The sequence below is a fragment of the Sphingobacteriales bacterium genome, assembly GCA_016699615.1.
Classification (GTDB): Bacteria; Bacteroidota; Bacteroidia; order Chitinophagales; family JADIYW01; genus JADJSS01.
In genome coordinates this window covers 718756-741387 of the sequence record CP064984.1, presented here as the reverse complement: position 1 = coordinate 741387, position 22632 = coordinate 718756, and the positions used below count along the sequence as shown (strand labels likewise).

The following is a 22632-nucleotide window of genomic DNA, read 5'->3' as shown; positions in this document are numbered from 1 at the left end:
AATTATAGGTTAAAGTTCGTTAATTTATATTCTGTCCATAACTCCAGATTTTTTACATTTTTTTGTTGTTCTAAAAGATTTTTTTTATTCTCATTTTCTAGTATCGTTCTATTTAAATTTTTAATTTTACTTTCTAAATCTAAAATATCTTTCATAAAGTATTGATAGACTTCTTCAAATCTATTTCTGAAAACTTCTTTAATTTCATTAAAATTTTTATCAAAAATACTAGTTAGTGACAAACTAAAATCATCACCTGAAACTTTTGAAAATTCTTGTTCTAATTTATCTTTAAATTCTAATTCATTGTTAGAATCCATTATAGTCTTCAATAAATAATATTCAAAATGCATTGGAGTAGAATAATACCCAAAACAACCATCGGTTGCAACAATTGCTAATAATAGATTTTCAAAAAAATAAGTTTTATGGTTTAGTTTAAAATCATTTTCGAGACAAATCATATTTGATAGAGGTGAGTCGTTTTTTAGATTTTCAAATGGATCATTATCTAATTTTAAATCATCTTTTGAGAGTTGAATAAGTCCTTTATCGGGTTTTAAAACATAAGCTCTTGAATCACCAGCCCATATCACATCTAATTTTGTTTTATTGTCCTCAAAATCACAATGTATTAAAGCTAATGTTGTTGGGAATGTTCTAATTAAACTGCTTTTCAGTTTTGAAACTTCCTATTTTTGTAGTTTCAGTTTTTCTTCAAGTGCAGTTATTATTTGAGTTTTTAAATTTTCAATAAATTCGGCATTGACTTCATAAGTCGTGTTTTGATTTTTTAAATTATCAAAATAATCAAGAACTACTGTAGCTACAACTCTAGAACTAATATAAGCACCTGTCTTTTTTTCGCCATTTTCTTCATAAATTGTACTGCCCGAACCACCAAGACCATCAAATACAGAAATTACTCTATTTTTTAAAGATACTTCCAAATTAATTGGAGGAGCATCTTCTCCAAAATTTTCTTTTTTAGGTATATCAATAATTAAATCCATCTTTTATTGTTTAAGAATGGTAGATTGAATTATCTACCATTCGCTTTTAGTATTTGATTATATGCTATTAACTATTGCACTTAAAATTGTTCCATAATCTAAATCTGACAAACCATTACCTGCTTTAGATGGATGGTGAATTGTAGTATTCCAATGTGTAGCTATGTCTGTCCAAGAATTACTATCAGGAGCAAACAAAATCAATCTTTTTGCAGAGTTATTAGGCATATGCGATTGACCCTCCCACCAATCAGTTAATTCATTAAAATCCCTAGGCATATCATTTGGATAATTTGAAGGTTTTGAACCAGCATTTTTTTCTAATGGATGTGTAGAAGCATCAGAATAAACTACAATAATATGTCTTTGTCTATCTCCGTCTTTTGTCCAATCTGAATTTATGGCTAATGCAAGGGCTTCGAGTCCATTTTCAGGTTCATCTCCACCGCCATCAGGTTCTAAATGACTAATAAAAGAGTTAAATGTTTCCCCATTTGATTTCATATCAACAAAATCTAATTGCTTTACCGCATTATCTCCATCGCAGTAAAAATCTCTGTATGCAATTACTTTAATTCTTAAATTTTCTACATTCTTATCTTTCTCTTCAAGTGCTTTTTGAAGGTCTGGATAAAATTTTAAAGCATTTGCTTTTACTGTATCAAGTATGCCACCCATACTTCCTGTACAATCAATGCAGAAAACAATATCTACATTGTACTTTAATCCTTGATTACTCATTCTGTTTAAATTTAAATTGTTAAAAATTAGTTGTATATTGATTTCCTATATTTTTTTAATTAGTTTTTCTTTCAAACCGTCATCATATCCTGCATTATAAATTTCTTGTGTTTTTTTTAATTCAGAGAATATTATAGCTATTTTATATTGATAACGTGGTAAATTATTCAATGCGTCATCTCTACCTTTTTGGTAAATTTTATTTGGGTTTTTAAATAGGTAATATCCTTTCCAAAATAAATTATTCATTTTTATTATTTCTTTTTATGGTTAAAAACGGCATAACTTAAAACTCCAATTACAAATAAAACATTTGGTAATAATGCTTTATTAAAACAATCTTGGCTTCCTAACCCCCAGCTACCTATATAAACATCTCCAAAAAGCAAAATCATTAAAGTGATTATGAACAACAAAATTCTTATAGCAATGTCTTTGTCTTCAGATAATTTATTTGTAATGTACCAAGATAGAAGAAAACCAACAGATGATGATATTATGCTACCAAATAAAATTTTGAATGATAAAGCATCTGCTTGTTCTAAACCTTCAAAAAGTAAACTCGGAATTGAAAGTCCTAACATTTTGGAAGCTATGTAAGTAAATGAAGATAAAATAATTGTTCCTACTAACAAAAAGCCTTCAGTTATGTCGTCAGCTTCTTTTAATTTTTTACTAACATACAAAAAAGTATGATACACCATTAAGCAAATGCTTGTGATGATAATTAAATGTGTTATAATGTTAAAAAAATAATTCATAATCTATGTTTTTAGGGTGGTGGGTGGGCTTGGGTGCGTTGGGGCAAAATTAAATGTGGTGCAAAAGCGTTGGCTTTGTGCGTTGGCTTGCACCTCTTTTAATTTTGCGAAGCGTTGGTTGTCTATTTTCATTTTTATCTGTTTGTTCATTTATAGCACGGTTGTCATAGGGTGAGGCATAACGGTTTCGGGCTTGGCGAAGGTGGCGATTTTTACCACAAATGCTGATGCGAAGAACCAAACTTTGATTAACCACAAATGTGTCTGCGGAGCACTGAACCGCCACTTTTGCCAAACCCGTGTTAGCGGTTTGTGCTTTTTGTCCCATTGTAAAAAAAGATTAGTTCAATTGCTCTCATTTTAGTCATTGTATAGCCCACTTTTTCTTCAACTATTTTTTTTAATGTGTTTATCTCTGAACTGTTAATTAGATGGTCGCAGAAATAAAGGTAGTTTAAATAAGTGTTGTTGTTTTCAACACGGTATGAATGTGGTGTTTGATTAAAAAGGTATCTGTAAACTCTACTGTCCCAAATTGCAAATTTATTTGGGTTTATGAAGTGTAAGAGTTTAGAACTTCCAACAAGTGAATTATTAAAACAACTTTTAAGAATGTCTAGTTCTGTCAAACTTGGTCTGTTGCCTTGTTTTGCATAATTGAGAATCTGCGTGGCTTCAATAATTTTATTGGAACGAAAATCTAAAATTGTTGGCATCCAACTGTAAGTAAAGGAAATTCCAATTATTATGTGATGTTCAGAAAGTTTGTCAAGATTCTCAAAGTAATTAATAAATTCTTTGTATGCAGTCAAATATTGTTCTTTTTTTGGAATAACAATGCTCTTAGCATCTTTAAGAAGTCTGTCCTGTGTATAAGTGCTGATTAGATTGTTAATCATTCTTCATTAAAATTGGTTTGTCCTGAAAGTTTAATGTATCTGACTTTTCCCATTGTAGGAACATTTACTATCAAGTCTCCGTCAACAACAGAAAATGTTATTTTATTGTCACCAATTTCTATTCTGTCTGAAAATTGTGAGCAGTCGTGGATTTCTCCATTAAATTTTGCTTTATTTCCATTTATAATTAAGTCGGGTTTTGAATTTACACTTACACCAAAAACATTTATGTTCATAGCGTATGAACCATCGTGCTTATGATTTGAAATGTTGTTACAGGCAGAAACTAATACTAAAAAAATAGACAATCCTAAAACTAAATTCTTTTTCATTTTTCTTCTGTGTTTTTGGGTTTAATAAAATAACCTATGGCTATTAAAATACTTCCTCCAATAGTTAGCATATATCCAAACTGTTTTTTTTGTTCTATAACTGAATCAACAATAGCTCCCATAAATCCTGTATTCAAAGATTCAAGTTGCGATATGTTATAAAATTGATAAAGTCCTGGGATTAGCAATAATCCTCCTAAAATGTAAAGTGCTGTTTTAGCTGCCATAAATTTGCTTTTTTTGTTTTTTTACGCCTACTCTAATCGGTTTTCGGCTTCCCCGTTGTCGGTCTGCTGTGTTGTCATAGCATAACCGCTAACGTGCGGCGGATTTGCGAAGTTACGAACTGCAAACGAAGTTTGCAAGTGAAGTAATTTTGCAAATCCGTTGATGTGTTGAAGGTCGAGCGTAGCGAGCCTAAACGCATCAACGGATGTAATCCGCCGCACGATGTGCAAAAGGCGAAGCGTAGCGAAGACTTTTGCACATCACACAAATATACGCAATAAATTGAATTGCGTATATTTTTTTGTCAAAAATATTTTTTCTTTATAATCTTCTTATTATCAATATTGTATAACAAATACATACTTGCGCATTTTAAATATCCTACAATAATTTTTTTTGCCTATATTACATCTTTATACTTAAAATACGCAATATGAATAATTAATTATATAATTTAATATTCTCTTAATTCTTATTACCTAATAAAGCCACCATATGCTTCGTTTTTCTGAAATTTATTATTGACTATTCTATTATTACATCATTATATTAATCTAATCGTTTTAGGTCTATGCTTTTAAAGGCAAATAGAATAAATGTGCCAAGTAATAATGTGAATGCTATGGCATTTATATGTTCTTGTGGAAATACGATGTGTTTTAAAATATCTACCATAACTGTATCGAAATTTGAAATAAGTTGCCAAGAATCATATCTTAAAAATCTGCCAACATATACACCAAATGCACATACAAATGGTATAATGTATGTAAATACTGTACTCCATTTTTTGCCATATTTTATTAGTATAATTTGTTGTATGTCTTTGATGGAATATAGACACATCATTAAGCCAACCCATGCATAAAATAATAACATGATTAAATCTAGTATTAATGGAAAGTTGCCTCTTACTTTCAAATGTATCAAATCTGTAAGTATGTATGGTGCATTGGGCAAAAATATCAACCAGATAAAAAATAGAATACTCCATTGCAATATTGAACCTTGTTGATTTCTCTTTGCATACAAATATAACCCAATTACATATGGTATAGTTGCCAAAATTAAATTCCAAATTAAAAATATAAATACTAAATTTTTTGTTTGTTGTATTCTATAGCATACTAAGGCAACACTTAATGTACTTGCAAATATTAGCATTGTAACAATTTTTAGTCTGTTGTTTTGCTTGAGTGTTTGAATTATTTTTTTCATTTTGTATTTTCTTTTATAAGTTTATTAGCTAAATTTATTATGGTTGCTTTGCTACTACTTGATACACTTATTAAATAAAATGGCTCTTGGTGTATAAAACTTTTCCAACGCCATTCTAGTTGTTCTGTGGTACAAGTTTTGCCATTAGAATAAAACCATGCTGTGTGAATTGTACTATTGTTTTTTACAATATTGCCAATGAAAATCGTATTGTTGCCAACTACATATTTTTTAAACTGTTTAATTTTATATCCACTTCCTTTCCAACAATACAATGGATTGTGTTCGCTACTAAAAAAATAGGGCATAGGTTTTACATATACCAACTTATCGTTGTTTTTATATTTTACAATGTCGTAGTCTAATTTTTCTTTTTCGTAATGACTTAAATATTGTATTGGTAAATCTGCAACTGGTTGCATTTTATTTTGTTCAAAAATCATAGTATAAGTGCCAATAATAATAATTGAGATAAACAAAGCATAGCTTATTTTTTGTTGTATGTTTGATGTTGTTGTTTCTTTTGTATTAATGTCTTTTCCAAATTTTTTAAATAAATATTTCAAAACAAAATAGGTTGGAATCATAGTATAGACAACAAATCCAATAATGCCAATACCATAATGCATACTATTTTCAGGAAATATTTTAAACAGTACCAACATACAAATTCTTATGATATTGCTTGTTATAATGCTTATTAATACAAATACATAAAATGAAAATAAGGTTAGCATAGAAAGTGCCTGCTGCTGTTTCTTCTTAAAATGTTCTACCAACAAAACAGCAAACACAAATCCTGCTAAAAGCATGTGCAAACCTGCGCATGCTTCATCTATAATGAATGGTTCTTGATTGATGACTAATTGGTTGCCTTCTGCGCTACAATTTTGTATACATAGGTTTAATATTTCTGATGCCCAATAAGTCAATTTTAATCTTAGTGGGAAACCAATTATGCTCGAAACCATAGTAAAAATAGGCGAACACAACAATGCCATTATGTATGCATTGATGCTTAGTCTTCCAAAGAATATACTTAGAAACTCTATGCTTAATATTAATGATGATAGATAGAGTAATGTTGTAATTTGTGTATGCCAATACAATAAGATAGCAACTAAGCTAAATACTAGTACATAATTATTTGCTTTCTTTGTTGTTTGTATTGGTGCAAGTACAACATATGCTATCATTGCACCAATTTGCAGTATAGACAATCTTAAATAATCATTGATAAAAACAAATGATAATATGCAATAGATACATATACAAGCACATATTATTGCATATTGATTGATGCTGTAACTTATTGTTCTATTTACTGAATAGGTAAGCATATTTTGATGATTTTAGATTGATATATAATACACTAACTAATAGCAAAATGATAAGCATCCATTCGTGTGGTTCTGGCACTGCACCATCATTGTGAATGTCTGCGTTGTCTAGTGCGTCTTTATCTTTTTTAATATCAAATCTATCGTAATCATTTTGTGTTTCTAAAACAATTAAACTACTTATTGGACTCACAACATTTGCATCACTTACTAATTCATAAGCTAGTGGTGCAATGCTATCGTTTTGTAATGTTTCTATACTCATTTGATGCATAGCTTGGTTGTATGCAAATAATCTAAATACATGGTCTGGTGCATTTTTTGTAATAGCTAATTTTGGTACACTTGTTATTTTTGTTTCATTGTCTAGATGTATTTGTGTATCAGAATTTAGTCTATCTGGAAATTCATTTTTTTGTAGTAGAGTAATTGCAGCATCTAAATTTGTTTGATACAATTCTATTGCACTGTATTCTTTTAGTGTTTTATAAATTGTAGCACACTCATCTCCAATGTTTATTACTTTTATTTTATTTGCACAGAAATATTCATTTGTATTATTGAAATAGCCACTGTTTTTTAATTCATCTAAACTTGGTCCATTGTTGTATGCTTTTGTTATAACAATACTATGCGCATTATCTTTGATAGTATAGAATGGTAGTAAGGTGAAATTAAATTGATGTAAGGATTTGAATATTTCTGCTTGGTTGTGTACATCTACTTTTATCCATTGATTATTATATACCATGATGTTCTTGTCTTGAAATGCATCTAGAATACTTTTCCATTCATTTTTTGACCATGATTTATTTACATCTACATAAATATTTTTTGCAATAAATTCTTTGTTGTTGATTTTGTCTTCACTAATGATATAGCTTTTGTCTTTGAAATGAAAAGTTCCTTCGTTTACTTTTAGAGCATCAAAAGTTATTGCCCAACCATCTAATTGATGTTGACCAATTAGATGGTTGCTGCCTCTTTTATCTAAAAAATATGGCTTGTCTAATTTCTCTATGGTGTCTGTAAAATTGATTTGTACAATTTCTTTTGTATCCTCAAAATTTGGTCCTTCACAAATTATATTTTTATAAGATAGCTTTTTATTGTTATGTGTTAATGGTGCAGTGATGCCAATTTTAAACTTTCTTTTCTCAGTTGGCGTACATGGAAATACTCGCACACTTACTTTGTTGCCTTCTTGCCAATGCACCACAGATGGATCTCTTTTTTCTATACCAACAATTGTATTGTATGCATTGCTTGCTTTTTGTCTACTACTTAAATATGCCTTTTCTTCAATGCCATTTATCCAAAGTGAGAGCGAACTTACAGCAGCACCTTCTGGTAAATAAAATGTATAAATAGCTTCTTGTTGATTTGATGGATATGGATTTTTGTTTTCTATATTCAATATCTTTTCTGTATATGATAATCTTTGTTTTGGATAAATTCTAACATTTGTTGTCATGCTATAGGTAGACAAATCATCGCCACGCCACAATCTTTGTTCTGTTAGATGTGATGCATCATAGTTTGATTCTAATATTTTAATGATATCTTTTTCATCTAAATTTATTTCATTAGAAAATGCAGCACTAATTAATACCAATGGATCATGTACTTTATCTATGTTGTAGTTGTTGTTATCAATAAATCCATCAATATCAAAATTGAACATCTCGTCAAGACTTGGATATAAAATATTAGTTAATAATATTTTTTTAGACATATTGTTGTCTGGCAGTCGCTGCGCAATGTACATCCATTTTGGAATTGCTTTCTCTTTTTGTAATTCTAAAAACTGAGTTTGATTATTTATCTTATTGATTTGAGTATTCCATCGAATAGCATAAATTATTACAATACTAAATATTGTGATGGATGTAATTATATATATTCTACTGTAGATTTTGTTTTCAACTGCAGCTTTGTATAAATTTCTTGCAATATATATAAATGATATTAATGGTATAAATGCATGAAATCCGATGCCAAGTACAATAATTCCAATTAATCCAACGATGTAATTTGGTATTAGTATAATACTATAATACAAAAATATAATTGCCGAACAGAATAAAGAACTGTAGAGTATTGTTTTTACAAATGTTCCTCCAAATTCTAACAATGGCTTAAATAATAATATTGCCATATTAACAACAATAAATACTGACCACCAAGTTGTAGAAATATAAAACAGTTGCATGCTTCTGTTTAGTGCAAAGCAACTAATAATGCCACTTACAATAATTGGATAAGTAGCTAAAGAACTTGTCCATGTTTTTATTCTAAATATTTTTATAAATGAATTACTAAATACTAAGAGTAAAAAAATTCCGAAATGGATAAATGTTTGTATGCCTAAATCAAACTCTAAGTTGTGTTGCCATAATGCAAAAATAATGGCTGATACGATGGTAAGTACAACACCTATGCTGTACATTTTCCAATCTTTGCTGATGTTTTGTTGGTCACTTGTGTTCATTTTTTTATTTTTTTATTTCCAAAAATCTTTTAATTGTATTTATTTTAAAAGTACTTTGAAATACAAAGTAATTGTGCAAATTTTTTTATTTCAATTGTTTTATCATATATTCTAATGCCTTGATGTGTTCTGTAAATGCTTTTCTACCTTCTGTTGATACGGCATAAGTTGTAAGTGGTTTATTTTTCTCAAATCTTTTTTTGTTTTGATATAATTACTTTCGTCTAATTTTTTTAAATGCGTTGCAAGGTTACCATCAGAAACATCAAGTTGTTCTTTCAATTCAACAAAACTCAATTCATCATTAACCATCAAGAAAGACATGATGCCTAATCTTATCTGATTATCGAATGTTTTATTGAGATGTTCTATTGGGTTCTTCATTGTCTTTTATTTTCTATCATATTTTAGGTACATGGTAATGCCATAAACTATATGCAATATACCAAATCCAATAAACCAAAAAAGTATTCCAGAATAAATATAATATGCATTCAACAATCCAAGAATTATCATGCAAATAGATAATATTTTAATATCTCTGACAGTATATCTTGAAATAATATATAATCCAATACCATAAAAAATTAAACATGTTGGTGCTATCATAAATATTACATGATGCTTAATTAGAAATAAACAAAAGAAGCCACCAACTGCACCAATAAGTATAAAATCTGTACACATTTTTCTGCTGATGTTATTCCAAATTTTTAATTGTTTTCTTTTTGCCTTTCTGTAAGAAAAATAGAAACCACCAGCTAATGCAACAATAAAGATAATGATACCTATTCCAATTAATGTTAATGCCAATTGAGAAATAAGTGTTCTACCATTTTCGAATTGTTCCCAACTTCTGATGAGCATAAAATTATCATGCAATATTTTTGATGCAACCATCGCACCAATTATTGCAGTACTACCTGCCCAAACACCAGCCAAACCACTTAAGCTTAGAAATTTGGTATTATTGTCCATCATGTTTTTGATGTCATTAATTTGTTGAAGGTATTTTGTTTTTTCTTCCATAAAAAGTACTTTGAAATACAAAGTTAAATTAAAAAATCAATCTGCCAAATATTTTTTTATTTTTTTTGAAATATTTAGTTGCTTAAAAAAATTACTTTCCGATACAAAAAGTACAGTACATGAGCTAAGTAATACTATATCAATTACTTGTTACTATACGCTATATAAATTAATGTAAAAACGCAGTAAATATTGAGAAACTAAAGGAATATCAAAGGAAAAAATGAGCTATTTAGGATATATTTCATGTGCTACAAAAATATCCTGTGCTATCTTAATCTTCTCGTCAATTAACTCGCTGGTAATTTCACTTTTCTCTTTAATGCAATCCTCTAACTTCTTTATTTCTTCGTCTGATAAAATGTTGGAATATTTGTCAATGCCTTTTCTAATTGCCTCCACTACATAGCTCCATATCTTTCTACATTCAACTCTATATTCATATTCTAAATCCTCTATGGATTGATTTCTAAGTCTGGGTTGCTTATTTTTAATATTATCAATTTCTACACGACAAAGATGTTTAGAACGCTCCATACTTCTATAAATATCAGCATCTGCACCTTTAGTACCATATCTACCTACTTGGTAAACTCTTCTTAGTAAGTATTCAAATTCCATCGCTCCCATATAGATAAAGTCTTTAAGTATTAGGTAAATTTAATTTTTCAAATAATATTCTATTTCTCTGTTTAGCATCATTAACCATTTTGTGATAGCTAATTATCTCTATATATGCGTTTAGCTTCTTATTAAAGCCAAAATAGCCTAAATTATCTGGAGTAGCTGTAAAGTCTGAATTTTCCGCTATCTCTGCTATTTTGGGTGTTATATCGCAAACTAAATAACAATAGGAGGGCGTGGAGGACGTAACGCCTTGTATAATACGACCTTTATTATCAGTTCCTTTTCTTTCGTGTATCTTTCTAATATAGCCATAAATTTGCTCAATAGGATTTTTCTCTTCACTAAATGCTTTTCGCATAGGTCTTTTAAATTCCAGAATAACTATTGATTGATATGGTGGGTCGTTATTAACGAGTGCTATTGGACTGTTAAAGATAACTACATCTGGTCGGTCTGTACTATCATTGTATATAATATCTTTATTCATCTGATTAAATGGCAAATCAGATGCTAAATATTTATGATATGATAGCTTTTCATCAATTATCCATAGGTTTTGTTTATCATAGCTTATATCGTCAGAGGTAGATTTTAAAGGAAATATTATTTGATGTATGCTATTCTCTAAACTATATTTTCCATCTTCATTTAACTCTAATTGCTTAGTAAGAATATCCAATATTGTTTTTCTGTGAATAATGTATTGAGACAATTTTGCACTACCAACATCAATTACTTTTTCAATGTATTCATCATATCTTTTTTGGTATTCATCTCTATCATCTTCACTATCCAACTCTTCATCTAATTCAAAATATTGTTCCTTAACCTCATACTCTAAATCCTGCATTATTTTATATAATTCTAAATCCAGCGTTCTTTTATTTGTAGTCGGTTTTAGATTTTCAATTCTATTAGATTTATATTTTAATAGGCTTCTAAATTGTGGTGCTTCATTTTGAATAAAATCTGTTACAAACTCCATCTTATCCTCCCAGATTTCTAATAAATATTCACTTAGAGCTATTTGTATCTCTTCTACAACTTTTTCTTTTAAATCCTCCTCTGTAATGGTTTGAAGCCTATAAGGGTCTCTTTCCTCCACCTCTGGAAAACTTAGTGTAGTTCTTTCTGGATTAACAATTTTATCTAAATATGTGCCAGTAACATAAGCTCTAATAAAGAAGTCAATACCATTTTCATCTTTTAGTGATTTACTTAAATCTGGAATAAGAGAAGATAAATTGTAATTCTTTACTTCTCTCATATTTGAGCAAAAATGAAGTTTATTAGATTTTCCAGTATTGCCATATAATTCTAAAATATTCAACTTAAAGGTTTCTTCTTTAAATTCAAATTCAATTTCTTTTATATGGTCTCTTTTGTTTTCAGTAAATAAATCATTTACTACAATCTGTGTATTGTTAATAGGGTCTTTAATGATAATTGTAGGGCAATTATCATATAAAAAATAGACTAAACAATGGTCAATAACCTTTAATGCAATATCGTTTATATGTTTTGGACAATGTTTTTGATACTTTGGAATGAAATTTATTAAATTAATGATTGTCTTTGTGGACTTATCATTTATTGGAGCAATAGTATGATTTTCTATACCAGCATCACTAAACTTAAAATCAAAATCTCGTTCATATATTTTACCTCCCTCCGAAAATACACTATTTATCTTTACAGACTTAAATGCTTTTAACCAAACAAATCTACCAATACCTTTAGAGCCTTTTTGTAGCTTTAATCTACTATCTCCAGTTCTAAATGATTGAAAGTTACTTTCATTAAATCCTATTCCATTATCAATAATTGTAAATGATTTAATAGGTCTTGAATCTTCATAAAAATCTTTACTTACTATATGTTGAGTTTCATCTCTCTCAATAATTATTTCAACATAACCTTTCTCTTTTCCTTTCTTTAAATCTTCTATTGAATGTATTGAATTAATAATACATTCAAATAAAGGATAGAGAGATTTACTGGTATGCAGTATAGTATTATTTAATCTACCGATTAAATCCAAACCCATACTATAATTATCTACCTGCATAGAACAAAAATACAAATTGTATTCTTATAAATATAGCTTAAACTTCATAATTTATTTTATTCCAACTCACAATCCTTTAGAATTACATTTGTGCCTAAAGCTCTACCATCGCAAATACCGATTAATGTTATTTCATTGCCTTTGTTGAGATTTGAAGCAACTTCTTTACTTACATAACATTGAATATCAGATAAGAAGCCTTGACCAGATAAAACTACATAAGGCTCATCTAAAATATCTTTTCCTATCTCCTCCACAATGCCACTAACTGCAATTCTTTTGCTTTTTAGTTTTTCATCTGCTGAAACTTCATTTGCATTATAGATACTGTATAATTCACTTGCAGACATAGCAAAATCATAGTTAGGTATAAACTTACTTTCTGGATAGTTTTGTTTTAAATAAGCTACCCAGTTATCTTTAAAAACAAATTGAGGATAACGAAATTTTCCATTGTTTTCTTTTGATTTTTTCCATTCAAAAACACCACTCTTATAAGACTTGCCTAACTCATCTAATGCTGTTTTGCTATCTGGATTGAAGATTGCATTTGTGAGAGCCAAATTATAGTCAAAAGGTACTCTATATGAATTTCCATTTGCATCTCCTATTAAATTATCCTTTACTCCAGAGATATGATGTGCATTAATAAACCTTTCTGTTATTTCTGCAAATTCAACTGGCACACCTCCTCTAAATTCTAAACCTATAAAATATCTCATTAGCTCTTCGCCTCCTACTATCTTTTGGCATAATGTTACTATGCGTTCTGGTATTTCTACATTTCCAGTTCCGCTATTAATTGATGTACATATTTCTCCTATTGACATTAGTATAGGAATAAATTGTATATCGGTACTCTTTTCAGTTGCAAGTTTTATGTATGCTGGGTTAGATTTCATTAAGATTAAAAAAGAGTCTCTTTCTCTTAGTAATGCTGGAGATGTTTGAGATTGATAATAACTTAATAGCTTTTCATAAGTTGCATATTGCTGTGTGTTATTGCCTTGCGTATTATTATTTGATTTTGTCGTATCTATATCCTTAATAAATGAAAAAGCAATTACTGAAAATAATAATGCAACTCCAATTCGTGCAACTGATTTAGATAGAAATGGTATTTTTTCATCTACCATCTTGTCTAAAAAAGGTAAAGTTAAAATCAAAACTGGAATGAAAAATAAAGAGGTTAGAATACTTTTTTTTGCTAAAGCTATAATCGCTATTAAAATAACGATTGCTAATGAGTAACGATAGATTGTTTTAAATAGACTTGTTTTGTTCATGATTTTTAATTTTGATGTTAGTGAATAGATACTTTTAGGCATAAAAAAAGGGTGTGTAATACAACACTCCCAACTCTGGTTACTGGTATAACCACTCTGAAAAATGAAGCAAAACACACCCCGACGGGAGCATCTTGCAGTCATCATTCCAGAGAAAAATATTACCAGTATTTGAGTTGAGAAATGAACTGCTTACGCAATATCTATATGTTATTCACACTATTTTTATTCCATATTTAATTTTTGTTTGATGTAAAGATAGCAAATATATGTTTTGTCTTTTCTGTTTTTTAAATTACATAGCTGTAAAAATTATTTTTTACATTGTATAGATGTAATTTTTTTAATACGCCTTTTTTACACGATATAGATGTAAAAAATGTGCGTATTTTATTTTTACATGATATACGTGTAAAAACAAAATTTTACCCAGTATAGGTGTAAATTTTAATAGCCTCCAAAAATCGGTAACATAGGATTATAAACACCTCTGAATGTTTTTACCCAGTTGGCATAACATAAAGCATCTGCAAGGTCTGGGCTTTTGCCTAATATTTTCTTAATAGCTTCTTTTGAGTTTATTCTCAATTTTCTATCCGAACTAATTTCGTATTTAATGGCTGTTAATTCTTGAATTAAGCTATCATTTTCTATGCCTCCAATATTTCCAGCTATAATTTCATTTCTCAAATTATAGTACATTTGTGAGCGTAAATTGAAAGGTAAGAATGTATCTGTATTATCTTCATCAATAGGCTTAGAGCCTCCATTAAGTTCTATTACATCGTAACCTAAAGCGTGGAGGCTATCTACTACACCAGCACCTAACCCAACACTATCTACACCTACATAATCTGGAGAAATGTTATACCGATTAATGAGTTCTATTGTTTTATCTACGACTTCATTTAAAGGCGTATATGGATAGGTTTCTATCAATTCAATGTTTCCATCTATCAATACTATAAAAACAGAATTATCGTCTCCAAATCGAGCTACATCTACACCTAAAGAAGTTCCATAGCCTCCACTTAATTTATTTTTTGAATTGTGTAGCTTCTCACTTGGCATTAGTTGGTTAATGGCATCTAAAATACTCCAGTCTGCAAATAAATATTTTCGCAAAAGGTTAGGTGTATCTTTAAAGGCATCTTTTAAATTTTTTACATATTCGCTATTTTCATCGTAATTGTCGGTTGTAATACTTTTGATATAAACTTCATTTGGATTTTTAGAATTAATGAATACATCAATTAACCAACAAGTCTCTGGATTTGATGTAAGACGACCCTCATAGCTTGGCTTTTGCTTGTTGGGTAATATCCATCTCAAACGAGTTTTAAGGATATTATAAGCATCTTTTGCTACCTCGTTAGCTTCATCAATACCAAACCAGCCTATCTCTAATCCTTTGAGTTTTTGTAGTAATGGGTCTTTGCTAATATTTGCATCTAAGAATACTAATTTTGAGCCATTGATAAAAGTAACCTCTAATGAAGTTTGATTAAACGATGCAATAATTTCTTTAGGACAAATAGAAAAAAATGTAACTAATATAGTTCTTTTCAAAACCGATAATTCCTTTCTTACAATCACTAATCTATTGCCTTTGTACTTCATTGCTTGTTTTATAGCCTCTGCACAAAGCCACCAGCTTTTACCTCCACCCATCGAGCCACCAAATAAAATATACTTAGCTCTACATTTGTGAGCTTCTAACTGTTTAGGCTTTGGTGTATAGTATTTTGAAAAATCTATTATCATTAGTCTGGTATTGAGCAAATAAAATTAATTTCTCCAGCGTGTTCTATTTGTAGCTTATTTAAGCCCTGTAATGCTGTTATTTCTTTAATGACACTCATAGCTGTTTTATAATCTTTTCGTTCAAAAGAGAGCTTGTATAGCTCCTCATATCTTATTATAGCTTTGGCATAATCGTAGTTAATTTCTTTTTTTATTGATTGAGTTATTAAGGCTCTGGCTTTGTGGAGGTATTTCTCTGCTTGTCGTTCTCCTATATTCCAGCTATCCGAACTATAATGTACTATCTCATCACTACTCTTACCAGCAATAAGCAACTTTGCTACTTCTTTCACTCTCGCCTCCACTATATGTTTGCTACTTTTTGGCATAATTAATTTTTCTTCTTTCAAGGTATATTACAAGTTTGATAAAACACTTTCGTTTATGAGCAAAACAATTGTATATACTTGTCTTTCAATGACTTTTGTAGAAACTCAACAAAATCTTTTTTCAAAACCTTTTCTCTTATTTGTTTTATCTTTTTCTTTGTTGTTTTTAGTTGGTTTTTATTTTCTTTTTTTTCTACTTCTAAGAAGTTTTTATGTTCAGATGCAAAAAATAATACTCTTTCATCAAATGCTGTATTTGTAAAGTTTTTCTCTTCTTGGTAATAAATAATCCTTACAATATTTATCAGTTCATTGTATAGTGTATCTATATTACTTGTAACTTTCAAGTCTGCTAATGTTTGTATTTTTTCTGGTAATTTTCTTTTGTTATTGTAACCAATCTCAACCCTTAAAATATTTTCATCAATGATTATTCTTTCGTGTAATTTATATTCTAATGATTTATCATAAAATTTTATAAAATATTCAGTTAGTGAACACTTCATACCATATTTCTTACCTCCTTTCTTCATCTTGTCAAACTCTTTTTCTTTAAATGAATGAAAGCACAACAAGTATTCCTTTGCTGGTTTCTGTGTAATAATATTAAATCCAAATTCTAATTTTTTAATAACCCATTCATTCGCTGGAATTTCAAACTTATTACACACTTCATCAATAGCTTTTGCCATTTCAGAAAATGTAAAATCAGAATAATTATCGCCTTTATAGAATTTGTGTAAGGAGTTTGATATTTTAATTTTAGTGTATTCAAGAAATATTCTTAATCCTTTAAATTCACTTTCAAAACCTTTTATATTTTCCGCACCTCTAATAAACGCTGGATTAAACCACAATCCTCTCCAGATAAAAGATTTTGTTGAATTGTAAGGATACATTGGTTCTGTGTTTGCAACCATACTAATACAATCTAACATTTGGTTACTTATTTTCGCTTATTATTTCCTAAAGTAATTTGTGTTATTACTTCGTTCCTTATTTGTTCATTTGTTTTGGCTGGATTGCGTTGTAACCAAATATCTATTTCTATTTTATTAAAATAGAGTTGTTTCCCATTTGGTCTGTAAAATGGAATACCTCCTTTGCTTGTTAGCTTATAAATGAAACTATGAGACAAATTAGTATATTGTACTAACTCGTCTAAATTGAAAACTACCTTTTGAGATAGTAATAATGTTTTTTGAGATTGTAATAATATTTCAATCTTCTCTAATCTTTGTTCTAATGTTTTGTTTTCCATAATCTGCAAATATTTATTATCTAAGTGCAAATATGGGAAGTAAAGGAAAGGATTAAAATAACTTATAACTTACAATACCTTACATATTCAGTTTGGTAAGTTATCTTAATAATGTTGTTACGATGTCTTCTAAATCAAACCTAAATTCAGAATGATTATTTCTACTAACAAGATTTGATGTTTCAAACTTAATTTCTTTATTGGTATTTGAACAAAAGTAAGCATCTAATATTTTTAATAGATGTGCTTGTTTAAAGCCTTTAGGAAGTGCAATTATTTTTTTGTCTATCAATACATCAATAAAGTCTGAAATGGATTTTTTACTTAGATGTTTGTTTTTTGAATATTTTAGCCAAATGATTTTTGAGTTAGGCTCTGTTAATTGCTTACCAGAAAATAACTCAATAAAGCATCTAATATTTGTTTTAGCATCAATAAAACTATCTACCATTGCATTGTATAAATTATTTATTTTATTGTTATCAATACTCCAGATAAAAGTATTTATATCCTCTGTCTTATCTTGTTCATAATGCTTTTCTACTATATCAACAAGCCAAAAGTATAATTCACAAATTTCTTTATAATTAGCAACTAATATCTGCCCATATTTTTTTTCTTGTTCAATTATGAGTTCTACCTTATCAGCTCCTAACTTCTCCTTTAGTTCCGAAATAAACAAAAATTTATCTAATTGATTTGTTAGCATTTTTTGATTACTCAAAATGTATTCTTTTATATTTTCTATGTTGGTATTAAAATAATGTGAGTTGTTATGAAATATGTTATCATAAGTTATACTTGCAAGTTCTTTTATATTACTCATAACCTTATTTATTTAAACATTCCATCAAATACGTTTACTGCATCTCTTTTTTTCTGGTCAATTACTTTAGCATAAATCTGTGTAGTCTTTAATTCTCTATGACCCAGCATTTTTGAGACCGTATAAATATCTACGTTATTGGTAAGCAAAAGTGTTGCGTATGTATGCCTTGCACAATGAAATGTAATTTGTTTGGTAATTCCAGCCTTTAACATCCATCTTGAAATTGCAGTATTCATATAGTCGCTATATTTAAGCCCAACAAACACTCTATTTTCATTGTATTGTCGTTCTCCTAAATATTTTAATGCCTCTTTCGGAATATCTAAGTATTCTACGCCTTTGGTCTTTTGTTGTGTAAAATGTATTCTCGTTCCATCTTCATAATCTTGTAATTTATTCCAAGTTAATGTGTTAATATCAGACCAACGAAGCCCACTAAAGCAACTAAATAAAAACGCTCTCTTTAGTACATCGTATCTGCAATCTGTATTCATTAGAGCTTGTAACTCTTCTTTTGTTAGATATTCTCTCGTTGTTTCCTCTGGCTTAATGCTTTTAATTCTTTTTGCTGGGTTGTCATTGATTATTTTGTCGTCAAGTGCTTGGTTTAAAGATGCTTTAAATTTATTAAAATATGATGAAGCCGCATTTTTAGACAATAATTTATCTTCTCTAATTTTAACTTTAGTTAGTAGGTAGTCTTTAAAGCCCTCACAAAACTCTGGTGTAATGTCTTTAAAGGTAATTGTAGCACTTGAATAGTTAAGGAGATGCTTTAGCGTACTGTCCCAGTTGCCATAATTTCCCAAACTACTATATCTATCTTGGGTTAGCTTCTTAAAGTATTCTATAAAATTTGTATTTAGTTTGTGGAGGTTATTAAAGCCATAAGTTCCATTTTGAATTTCTAAAATCATTTGTGCTTTAACAGCCTCCGCCGATTTTTCATTTTCCTTGTTGTGTTGTTTTTGGGCTGGAGATTTTGGATTAGCGTACAAATAATAATCTAAATACTCATAATCTCTAAGATGTTTTATTTTACCATTTTCATCTTTGATATAGCCTTTATAGATTTCTAAGTATAGTGTTATTCTATCTGTTTTTGTGGATTTTCGTTTGCGTAATGTTATTTTCATTTTTTTTACATTATTTACACAAATGTAAATATAAAATGTAAAAAAGCAATAAAAATGTAAAAATAAAAGAAACTAAAAGAAAAATAAATCATTTTAAAAAATCATAACTGATTGCTTTTCTTTCATTTGATATGTTTTTGTTTTCTTTTGTTTTCATACTTCACTTTCCGATACAGAAAGTAACAAAAGTAGTAAAATCAATATATTGAGCAGGTAAAATGACAGATTTATGCCTGAAATGTGTGAAAACATACACTTTTAAGAGCAAGGAAAGGCATTATCGAAATAAATTTTGATGTTTAGTTTGTAGCAATTCGATATAGTTTTTTTGCATTGTTTTAGATAAAAAACTTTGTTTGATGAAGTCTATCCATTTAGGTAATGCTTTTTCAAATTTGGTATAAATGCTATCTAAAACTTTTGTGTTGATGTTCATACTTATTGCTAAAGCATCAAAGTCTTTTTTCTTTAATCTGCTTTTCTTTCCATTAATGGTTAGTGCGGTTTCTTCTTTATCATCTGCAATTACTAAAGCTGTACTTAATAAATCATAAGCAGGAGATAATTCAAATTCGCCTAAATCATTTTCTAATAATGCAAAATTTTTCAAGTGCATATCTGCGTTGCCTGTTAAGTAACAAAATAAAACTAACTCAAATAAACGCAATGCTTCTAAACCCTTATTTGTTGTGAATTTCTGAGATGCTTTTGCTACCTTTTCTATTGAACTTCTGTATTTATGTTCGGTTAAATTTTCAGTTAATTGACAAAAATCTTCTAATGCAATTTTATCTTTTTGTATCTATCAAAGCGTTTGGTAATATATGCCAGTTCGCCTGAATTCAATCGAATTAAACAATGTTGAGCCGTTTTTATTTTTACTAAATTGGCCAAGTGCATGGTTACATCTTCATTCTGTGGCAGTTCTTTATATTCGGTTGATGGTGGCTTTAAAATAAAATTTCCGTGCAAACCTACAATGGTAAGCCTTGATAATTCGTTTTTATGCTTTTCTAACTCTAATGACAATTTTGGTTGAACACCAGTTACAGCAACACTTTTAATAACAATTTGCTTGGCTAATTCTTCTAATTGTTTTAAATTAAAATCAATTATAGGTGCCTGTTTTGTACCAAACATTTTTTTAGCACAAGCTGAATGAAAGTCTTGTTCAGTTTCATTTAATTGTTGATAGCAATAAAGGCACTTGTTTATTTTCATTCTTCAATGGTTTTAATTGAAATACAACCAATACAATCATTACACAAGGTTAGCAATAAACCAAACCTATCTCTTGCATTTATTTTCCAGTTAGCAACTGCAATATTCAATAACCATCCTTCAGGAATTAAACCATCAAAAAATGGAAATAATATTTTACTTTGATAAGGTTGTTTTTGAATTGGCAATGTTAAACTAATAGATTTTACAGAAGTTGAATTTAAAAATTCTTCGTTATACTGAAATGTATAGCCATCTTCATTTTCAGCAATAAGTCCTGCTAATCTATTTTTGTAATAAACATTTCCTTTTCTCATATTTCACTGTTTTTTATCACACCAACAGAAGCACCAAACAATGCTAAAACTTGATTTACTTTATCCAATCTTACTGATTCTTTACCATTCTCTAACTCACGCAAAAAACGCAAACCCACACCAGCTTTTTCGGCTAATTCAGGTTGTGTGAGTTTTAGTTGCTTACGCTTCTCTTTTACAAATTCAGCTAATGAATCATTCATTTTTATACCCATAAGGGTACAAATATAATTATAATAATTGAATTTATACCTTTTAGGGTATAAATTATTGAAATTTTATTTAAATATACCTTATAAGGTATAATTTACTTTCCGATACAAAAAGTAATCTGTATTGATAATTAAGTACTTACGTATTTAAGGTACAAAAACAACAAAATTTGTAAGAAATGGCTAATTAGTGGAGGCTCTTAAATATCTATATTGTATCCGTATTTTATCTATAAAATTGTACTATTTGTACAGTTTTGTTTAAAACTACTCATCTAAAGGCAAAAACTCATTATCATTTATTTTGTAGAAATAATCAATTGCCTTTTGTTTGTTTGGGTGCTTTGCATGAATCAAAAGTGAATTGTACAAAGTTGTATCTTCTATAATGGTCTTACAATCGTATTTTTCTACAAATACAGTTTCCAGTTCTACAAACCATTTATCAAATAACTTATGTCTGTACATTTCTTTGGTATCTGTACTATCACAAATGGTTACTAATGCTGTATTATTTTCCTTAAAGAATTTAGCTAACATATCGAGAATAGTAGCTTTTATTCTGCTATCTGTTTTTATTCGTTCTTTCGCTTGTTCTTTTGACGGATAAAAATTGAATGTATAAATATTGCCTAATTTGGCATTTGCTGGAAACATATACGAATAGCTAAAAAACTCTATGTAATAAGTGAGTTCGCTATCAGTTACAAAGATGCTTGTATTTTCATCTAAAGGAAATACCTTATACGGCTGTACGTTTGGCACGTTTTTGATTTAACTTGTCCAACTTAATTACTACTTCACTAATGTTTTTTGAGCCTTGTACGGCTTCTTTGAACGCTTTTTTGTCGTTCAACATTTGTTTAAGTATGGTAGTGCCTCGTATTTTTTTAGTAGTTGACATATTCAAATTTACTATTTTTTTGGATAACTGTGTTTCTGCTAATTAATATATTAACAAGATTTTTGCCTTTTTAGTTGCATAATCTAATGATTAGTCTACTTTTTTCAAATGTGTTACTACATTCTCTAAAGCTGGAATATCTCGTTTGTCGAAAATAAACTCTTCAAAATCACCATACTTGCTTTTGTAGCCAAAAATGTATTTTACTGCGTTTAGGATTCTTTTACCTATTGGTAAATCTGCTAAATAAATATTTGCATACACTTGGTTTTCGTCTGTTTCGTAGCGTATCACAATTTGATGTTGTACACTTGAACATACGCATGTTAATATTTCTTTTTCCATAGTTTTGTATTGTATTAAAAATCTTGCATTAGTGTATTTAACATTGATTTATTTTTTATTCTCAAAAAATATTCATTGGCTTTCTTTTCGTTTTTCTAATCGAAAATAAAACACCTAATTGATAATTACAAGTATCAGGAAATTCCAATAATATTTCTTTATCAGAATGAGTTAATCCAAACCTTTTTAGTTCAGCATCAGTTGGATTAAAATCAAAAATTGTTTCTATTTCCATAATCTTG

Annotated in this window: 28 protein-coding genes and 2 pseudogenes; all 30 read right to left on the bottom strand. The window is 28.9% G+C overall.

All coding sequences use genetic code 11. The features are described from left to right. Positions 1–2: 2 nt before the first annotated feature. Positions 3–596 (bottom strand): hypothetical protein, encoded by a 594-nt coding sequence (locus IPK18_03580; GenBank protein QQR98619.1) that lies wholly within the window; start codon positions 594–596, stop codon positions 3–5. Positions 597–692: 96 nt separating this feature from the next. Beyond that, positions 693–1013: a hypothetical protein gene (locus IPK18_03575; protein QQR98618.1), complete on the bottom strand. Its 321-nt coding sequence runs from the start codon at positions 1011–1013 to the stop codon at positions 693–695. A 57-nt stretch (positions 1014–1070) separates the two neighbouring features. Continuing rightward, the gene (locus tag IPK18_03570; GenBank protein QQR98617.1) at positions 1071–1754 is read right to left on the bottom strand and encodes a VWA domain-containing protein; all 684 of its coding nucleotides are present in this window, start codon (positions 1752–1754) and stop codon (positions 1071–1073) included. A gap of 45 nt (positions 1755–1799) precedes the next feature. Continuing rightward, positions 1800–2003, bottom strand: a complete 204-nt coding sequence (locus IPK18_03565; protein ID QQR98616.1) for a hypothetical protein — start codon at positions 2001–2003, stop codon at positions 1800–1802. A 5-nt stretch (positions 2004–2008) separates the two neighbouring features. Next, the gene (locus IPK18_03560) at positions 2009–2458 is read right to left on the bottom strand and encodes a hypothetical protein (GenBank protein QQR98615.1); all 450 of its coding nucleotides are present in this window, start codon (positions 2456–2458) and stop codon (positions 2009–2011) included. A 106-nt stretch (positions 2459–2564) separates the two neighbouring features. Next, entirely contained in the window at positions 2565–2843 is a 279-nt protein-coding gene (locus IPK18_03555; protein ID QQR98614.1) for a hypothetical protein, read from the bottom strand. Next, positions 2818–3414 (bottom strand): hypothetical protein, encoded by a 597-nt coding sequence (locus IPK18_03550; GenBank protein QQR98613.1) that lies wholly within the window; start codon positions 3412–3414, stop codon positions 2818–2820. The genes IPK18_03555 and IPK18_03550 overlap by 26 nt, the downstream gene beginning before the upstream one ends. Further along, positions 3411–3746: a hypothetical protein gene (locus tag IPK18_03545; GenBank protein ID QQR98612.1), complete on the bottom strand. Its 336-nt coding sequence runs from the start codon at positions 3744–3746 to the stop codon at positions 3411–3413. Before IPK18_03545 ends, IPK18_03550 begins: the two co-directional genes overlap by 4 nt. Further along, entirely contained in the window at positions 3743–3973 is a 231-nt protein-coding gene (locus IPK18_03540; GenBank protein ID QQR98611.1) for a hypothetical protein, read from the bottom strand. Before IPK18_03540 ends, IPK18_03545 begins: the two co-directional genes overlap by 4 nt. A 550-nt stretch (positions 3974–4523) precedes the next feature. Beyond that, positions 4524–5192 (bottom strand): DUF1361 domain-containing protein, encoded by a 669-nt coding sequence (locus IPK18_03535; GenBank protein QQR98610.1) that lies wholly within the window; start codon positions 5190–5192, stop codon positions 4524–4526. Beyond that, positions 5189–6532: an exosortase N gene (gene xrtN, locus IPK18_03530; protein ID QQR98609.1), complete on the bottom strand. Its 1344-nt coding sequence runs from the start codon at positions 6530–6532 to the stop codon at positions 5189–5191. The genes IPK18_03535 and xrtN overlap by 4 nt, the downstream gene beginning before the upstream one ends. Beyond that, positions 6510–9023 carry an XrtN system VIT domain-containing protein gene (locus tag IPK18_03525; GenBank protein ID QQR98608.1) on the bottom strand — a complete coding sequence of 838 codons (2514 nt, stop codon included), beginning with the start codon at positions 9021–9023 and terminating at the stop codon, positions 6510–6512. The genes xrtN and IPK18_03525 overlap by 23 nt, the downstream gene beginning before the upstream one ends. An 85-nt stretch (positions 9024–9108) precedes the next feature. Next, positions 9109–9407, bottom strand: a pseudogene (locus tag IPK18_03520) (transcriptional regulator). Between the two features lie 6 nt (positions 9408–9413). Beyond that, positions 9414–10052 carry a hypothetical protein gene (locus tag IPK18_03515; GenBank protein ID QQR98607.1) on the bottom strand — a complete coding sequence of 213 codons (639 nt, stop codon included), beginning with the start codon at positions 10050–10052 and terminating at the stop codon, positions 9414–9416. 228 nt (positions 10053–10280) lie between these two features. After that, positions 10281–10682 carry a hypothetical protein gene (locus IPK18_03510; protein QQR98606.1) on the bottom strand — a complete coding sequence of 134 codons (402 nt, stop codon included), beginning with the start codon at positions 10680–10682 and terminating at the stop codon, positions 10281–10283. A gap of 13 nt (positions 10683–10695) precedes the next feature. Beyond that, positions 10696–12747 carry an ATP-binding protein gene (locus tag IPK18_03505; protein ID QQR98605.1) on the bottom strand — a complete coding sequence of 684 codons (2052 nt, stop codon included), beginning with the start codon at positions 12745–12747 and terminating at the stop codon, positions 10696–10698. A gap of 56 nt (positions 12748–12803) precedes the next feature. After that, complete coding sequence (locus IPK18_03500; protein QQR98604.1) at positions 12804–14075, bottom strand: hypothetical protein; 1272 nt, start codon at positions 14073–14075, stop codon at positions 12804–12806. A 405-nt stretch (positions 14076–14480) separates the two neighbouring features. Continuing rightward, positions 14481–15797: a terminase gene (locus IPK18_03495; protein QQR98603.1), complete on the bottom strand. Its 1317-nt coding sequence runs from the start codon at positions 15795–15797 to the stop codon at positions 14481–14483. Beyond that, positions 15797–16111, bottom strand: a complete 315-nt coding sequence (locus tag IPK18_03490) for a hypothetical protein (protein ID QQR99292.1) — start codon at positions 16109–16111, stop codon at positions 15797–15799. Before IPK18_03490 ends, IPK18_03495 begins: the two co-directional genes overlap by 1 nt. 107 nt (positions 16112–16218) lie before the next feature. Further along, positions 16219–17103: a hypothetical protein gene (locus tag IPK18_03485; GenBank protein QQR98602.1), complete on the bottom strand. Its 885-nt coding sequence runs from the start codon at positions 17101–17103 to the stop codon at positions 16219–16221. Between the two features lie 8 nt (positions 17104–17111). After that, a complete protein-coding gene (locus IPK18_03480) occupies positions 17112–17426 on the bottom strand; it encodes a helix-turn-helix domain-containing protein (GenBank protein ID QQR98601.1) in 315 nt (104 codons plus the stop codon). A gap of 100 nt (positions 17427–17526) precedes the next feature. Further along, positions 17527–18252 carry a hypothetical protein gene (locus IPK18_03475; GenBank protein ID QQR98600.1) on the bottom strand — a complete coding sequence of 242 codons (726 nt, stop codon included), beginning with the start codon at positions 18250–18252 and terminating at the stop codon, positions 17527–17529. 8 nt (positions 18253–18260) lie between these two features. Continuing rightward, a complete protein-coding gene (locus IPK18_03470; protein ID QQR98599.1) occupies positions 18261–19391 on the bottom strand; it encodes a site-specific integrase in 1131 nt (376 codons plus the stop codon). Positions 19392–19668: 277 nt separating this feature from the next. Next, positions 19669–20612: pseudogene (locus IPK18_03465) on the bottom strand (HipA domain-containing protein). Further along, complete coding sequence (locus IPK18_03460) at positions 20609–20929, bottom strand: HipA N-terminal domain-containing protein (GenBank protein QQR98598.1); 321 nt, start codon at positions 20927–20929, stop codon at positions 20609–20611. The pseudogene IPK18_03465 and the gene IPK18_03460 overlap by 4 nt, the downstream one beginning before the upstream one ends. Continuing rightward, a complete protein-coding gene (locus IPK18_03455; protein QQR98597.1) occupies positions 20926–21132 on the bottom strand; it encodes a helix-turn-helix transcriptional regulator in 207 nt (68 codons plus the stop codon). Before IPK18_03455 ends, IPK18_03460 begins: the two co-directional genes overlap by 4 nt. Positions 21133–21408: 276 nt before the next feature. Further along, positions 21409–21906, bottom strand: a complete 498-nt coding sequence (locus IPK18_03450; protein ID QQR98596.1) for a hypothetical protein — start codon at positions 21904–21906, stop codon at positions 21409–21411. Further along, positions 21884–22045 carry a hypothetical protein gene (locus IPK18_03445; GenBank protein QQR98595.1) on the bottom strand — a complete coding sequence of 54 codons (162 nt, stop codon included), beginning with the start codon at positions 22043–22045 and terminating at the stop codon, positions 21884–21886. The genes IPK18_03450 and IPK18_03445 overlap by 23 nt, the downstream gene beginning before the upstream one ends. 90 nt (positions 22046–22135) lie before the next feature. Beyond that, positions 22136–22390 carry a hypothetical protein gene (locus IPK18_03440; GenBank protein ID QQR98594.1) on the bottom strand — a complete coding sequence of 85 codons (255 nt, stop codon included), beginning with the start codon at positions 22388–22390 and terminating at the stop codon, positions 22136–22138. A 61-nt stretch (positions 22391–22451) separates the two neighbouring features. After that, positions 22452–22625 (bottom strand): hypothetical protein, encoded by a 174-nt coding sequence (locus IPK18_03435; GenBank protein ID QQR98593.1) that lies wholly within the window; start codon positions 22623–22625, stop codon positions 22452–22454. Between the last annotated feature and the right edge of the window lie 7 nt (positions 22626–22632).

Coding starts and splice junctions, on each gene's coding strand:
- IPK18_03435 (QQR98593.1), bottom strand. CDS start 22,625: ATGGAAATAGAAACAATTTTTGATTTTAATCCAACTGATGCTGAACTA.
- xrtN (QQR98609.1), bottom strand. CDS start 6,532: ATGCTTACCTATTCAGTAAATAGAACAATAAGTTACAGCATCAATCAA.
- IPK18_03570 (QQR98617.1), bottom strand. CDS start 1,754: ATGAGTAATCAAGGATTAAAGTACAATGTAGATATTGTTTTCTGCATT.
- IPK18_03560 (QQR98615.1), bottom strand. CDS start 2,458: ATGGTGTATCATACTTTTTTGTATGTTAGTAAAAAATTAAAAGAAGCT.
- IPK18_03515 (QQR98607.1), bottom strand. CDS start 10,052: ATGGAAGAAAAAACAAAATACCTTCAACAAATTAATGACATCAAAAAC.
- IPK18_03470 (QQR98599.1), bottom strand. CDS start 19,391: ATGAAAATAACATTACGCAAACGAAAATCCACAAAAACAGATAGAATA.
- IPK18_03565 (QQR98616.1), bottom strand. CDS start 2,003: ATGAATAATTTATTTTGGAAAGGATATTACCTATTTAAAAACCCAAAT.
- IPK18_03480 (QQR98601.1), bottom strand. CDS start 17,426: ATGGAAAACAAAACATTAGAACAAAGATTAGAGAAGATTGAAATATTA.
- IPK18_03535 (QQR98610.1), bottom strand. CDS start 5,192: ATGAAAAAAATAATTCAAACACTCAAGCAAAACAACAGACTAAAAATT.
- IPK18_03445 (QQR98595.1), bottom strand. CDS start 22,045: ATGTCAACTACTAAAAAAATACGAGGCACTACCATACTTAAACAAATG.
- IPK18_03505 (QQR98605.1), bottom strand. CDS start 12,747: ATGCAGGTAGATAATTATAGTATGGGTTTGGATTTAATCGGTAGATTA.
- IPK18_03455 (QQR98597.1), bottom strand. CDS start 21,132: ATGAATGATTCATTAGCTGAATTTGTAAAAGAGAAGCGTAAGCAACTA.
- IPK18_03500 (QQR98604.1), bottom strand. CDS start 14,075: ATGCCTAAAAGTATCTATTCACTAACATCAAAATTAAAAATCATGAAC.
- IPK18_03525 (QQR98608.1), bottom strand. CDS start 9,023: ATGAACACAAGTGACCAACAAAACATCAGCAAAGATTGGAAAATGTAC.
- IPK18_03495 (QQR98603.1), bottom strand. CDS start 15,797: ATGATAATAGATTTTTCAAAATACTATACACCAAAGCCTAAACAGTTA.
- IPK18_03545 (QQR98612.1), bottom strand. CDS start 3,746: ATGAAAAAGAATTTAGTTTTAGGATTGTCTATTTTTTTAGTATTAGTT.
- IPK18_03555 (QQR98614.1), bottom strand. CDS start 2,843: ATGGGACAAAAAGCACAAACCGCTAACACGGGTTTGGCAAAAGTGGCG.
- IPK18_03540 (QQR98611.1), bottom strand. CDS start 3,973: ATGGCAGCTAAAACAGCACTTTACATTTTAGGAGGATTATTGCTAATC.
- IPK18_03440 (QQR98594.1), bottom strand. CDS start 22,390: ATGGAAAAAGAAATATTAACATGCGTATGTTCAAGTGTACAACATCAA.
- IPK18_03475 (QQR98600.1), bottom strand. CDS start 18,252: ATGAGTAATATAAAAGAACTTGCAAGTATAACTTATGATAACATATTT.
- IPK18_03510 (QQR98606.1), bottom strand. CDS start 10,682: ATGGGAGCGATGGAATTTGAATACTTACTAAGAAGAGTTTACCAAGTA.
- IPK18_03485 (QQR98602.1), bottom strand. CDS start 17,103: ATGTTAGATTGTATTAGTATGGTTGCAAACACAGAACCAATGTATCCT.
- IPK18_03575 (QQR98618.1), bottom strand. CDS start 1,013: ATGGATTTAATTATTGATATACCTAAAAAAGAAAATTTTGGAGAAGAT.
- IPK18_03460 (QQR98598.1), bottom strand. CDS start 20,929: ATGAGAAAAGGAAATGTTTATTACAAAAATAGATTAGCAGGACTTATT.
- IPK18_03550 (QQR98613.1), bottom strand. CDS start 3,414: ATGATTAACAATCTAATCAGCACTTATACACAGGACAGACTTCTTAAA.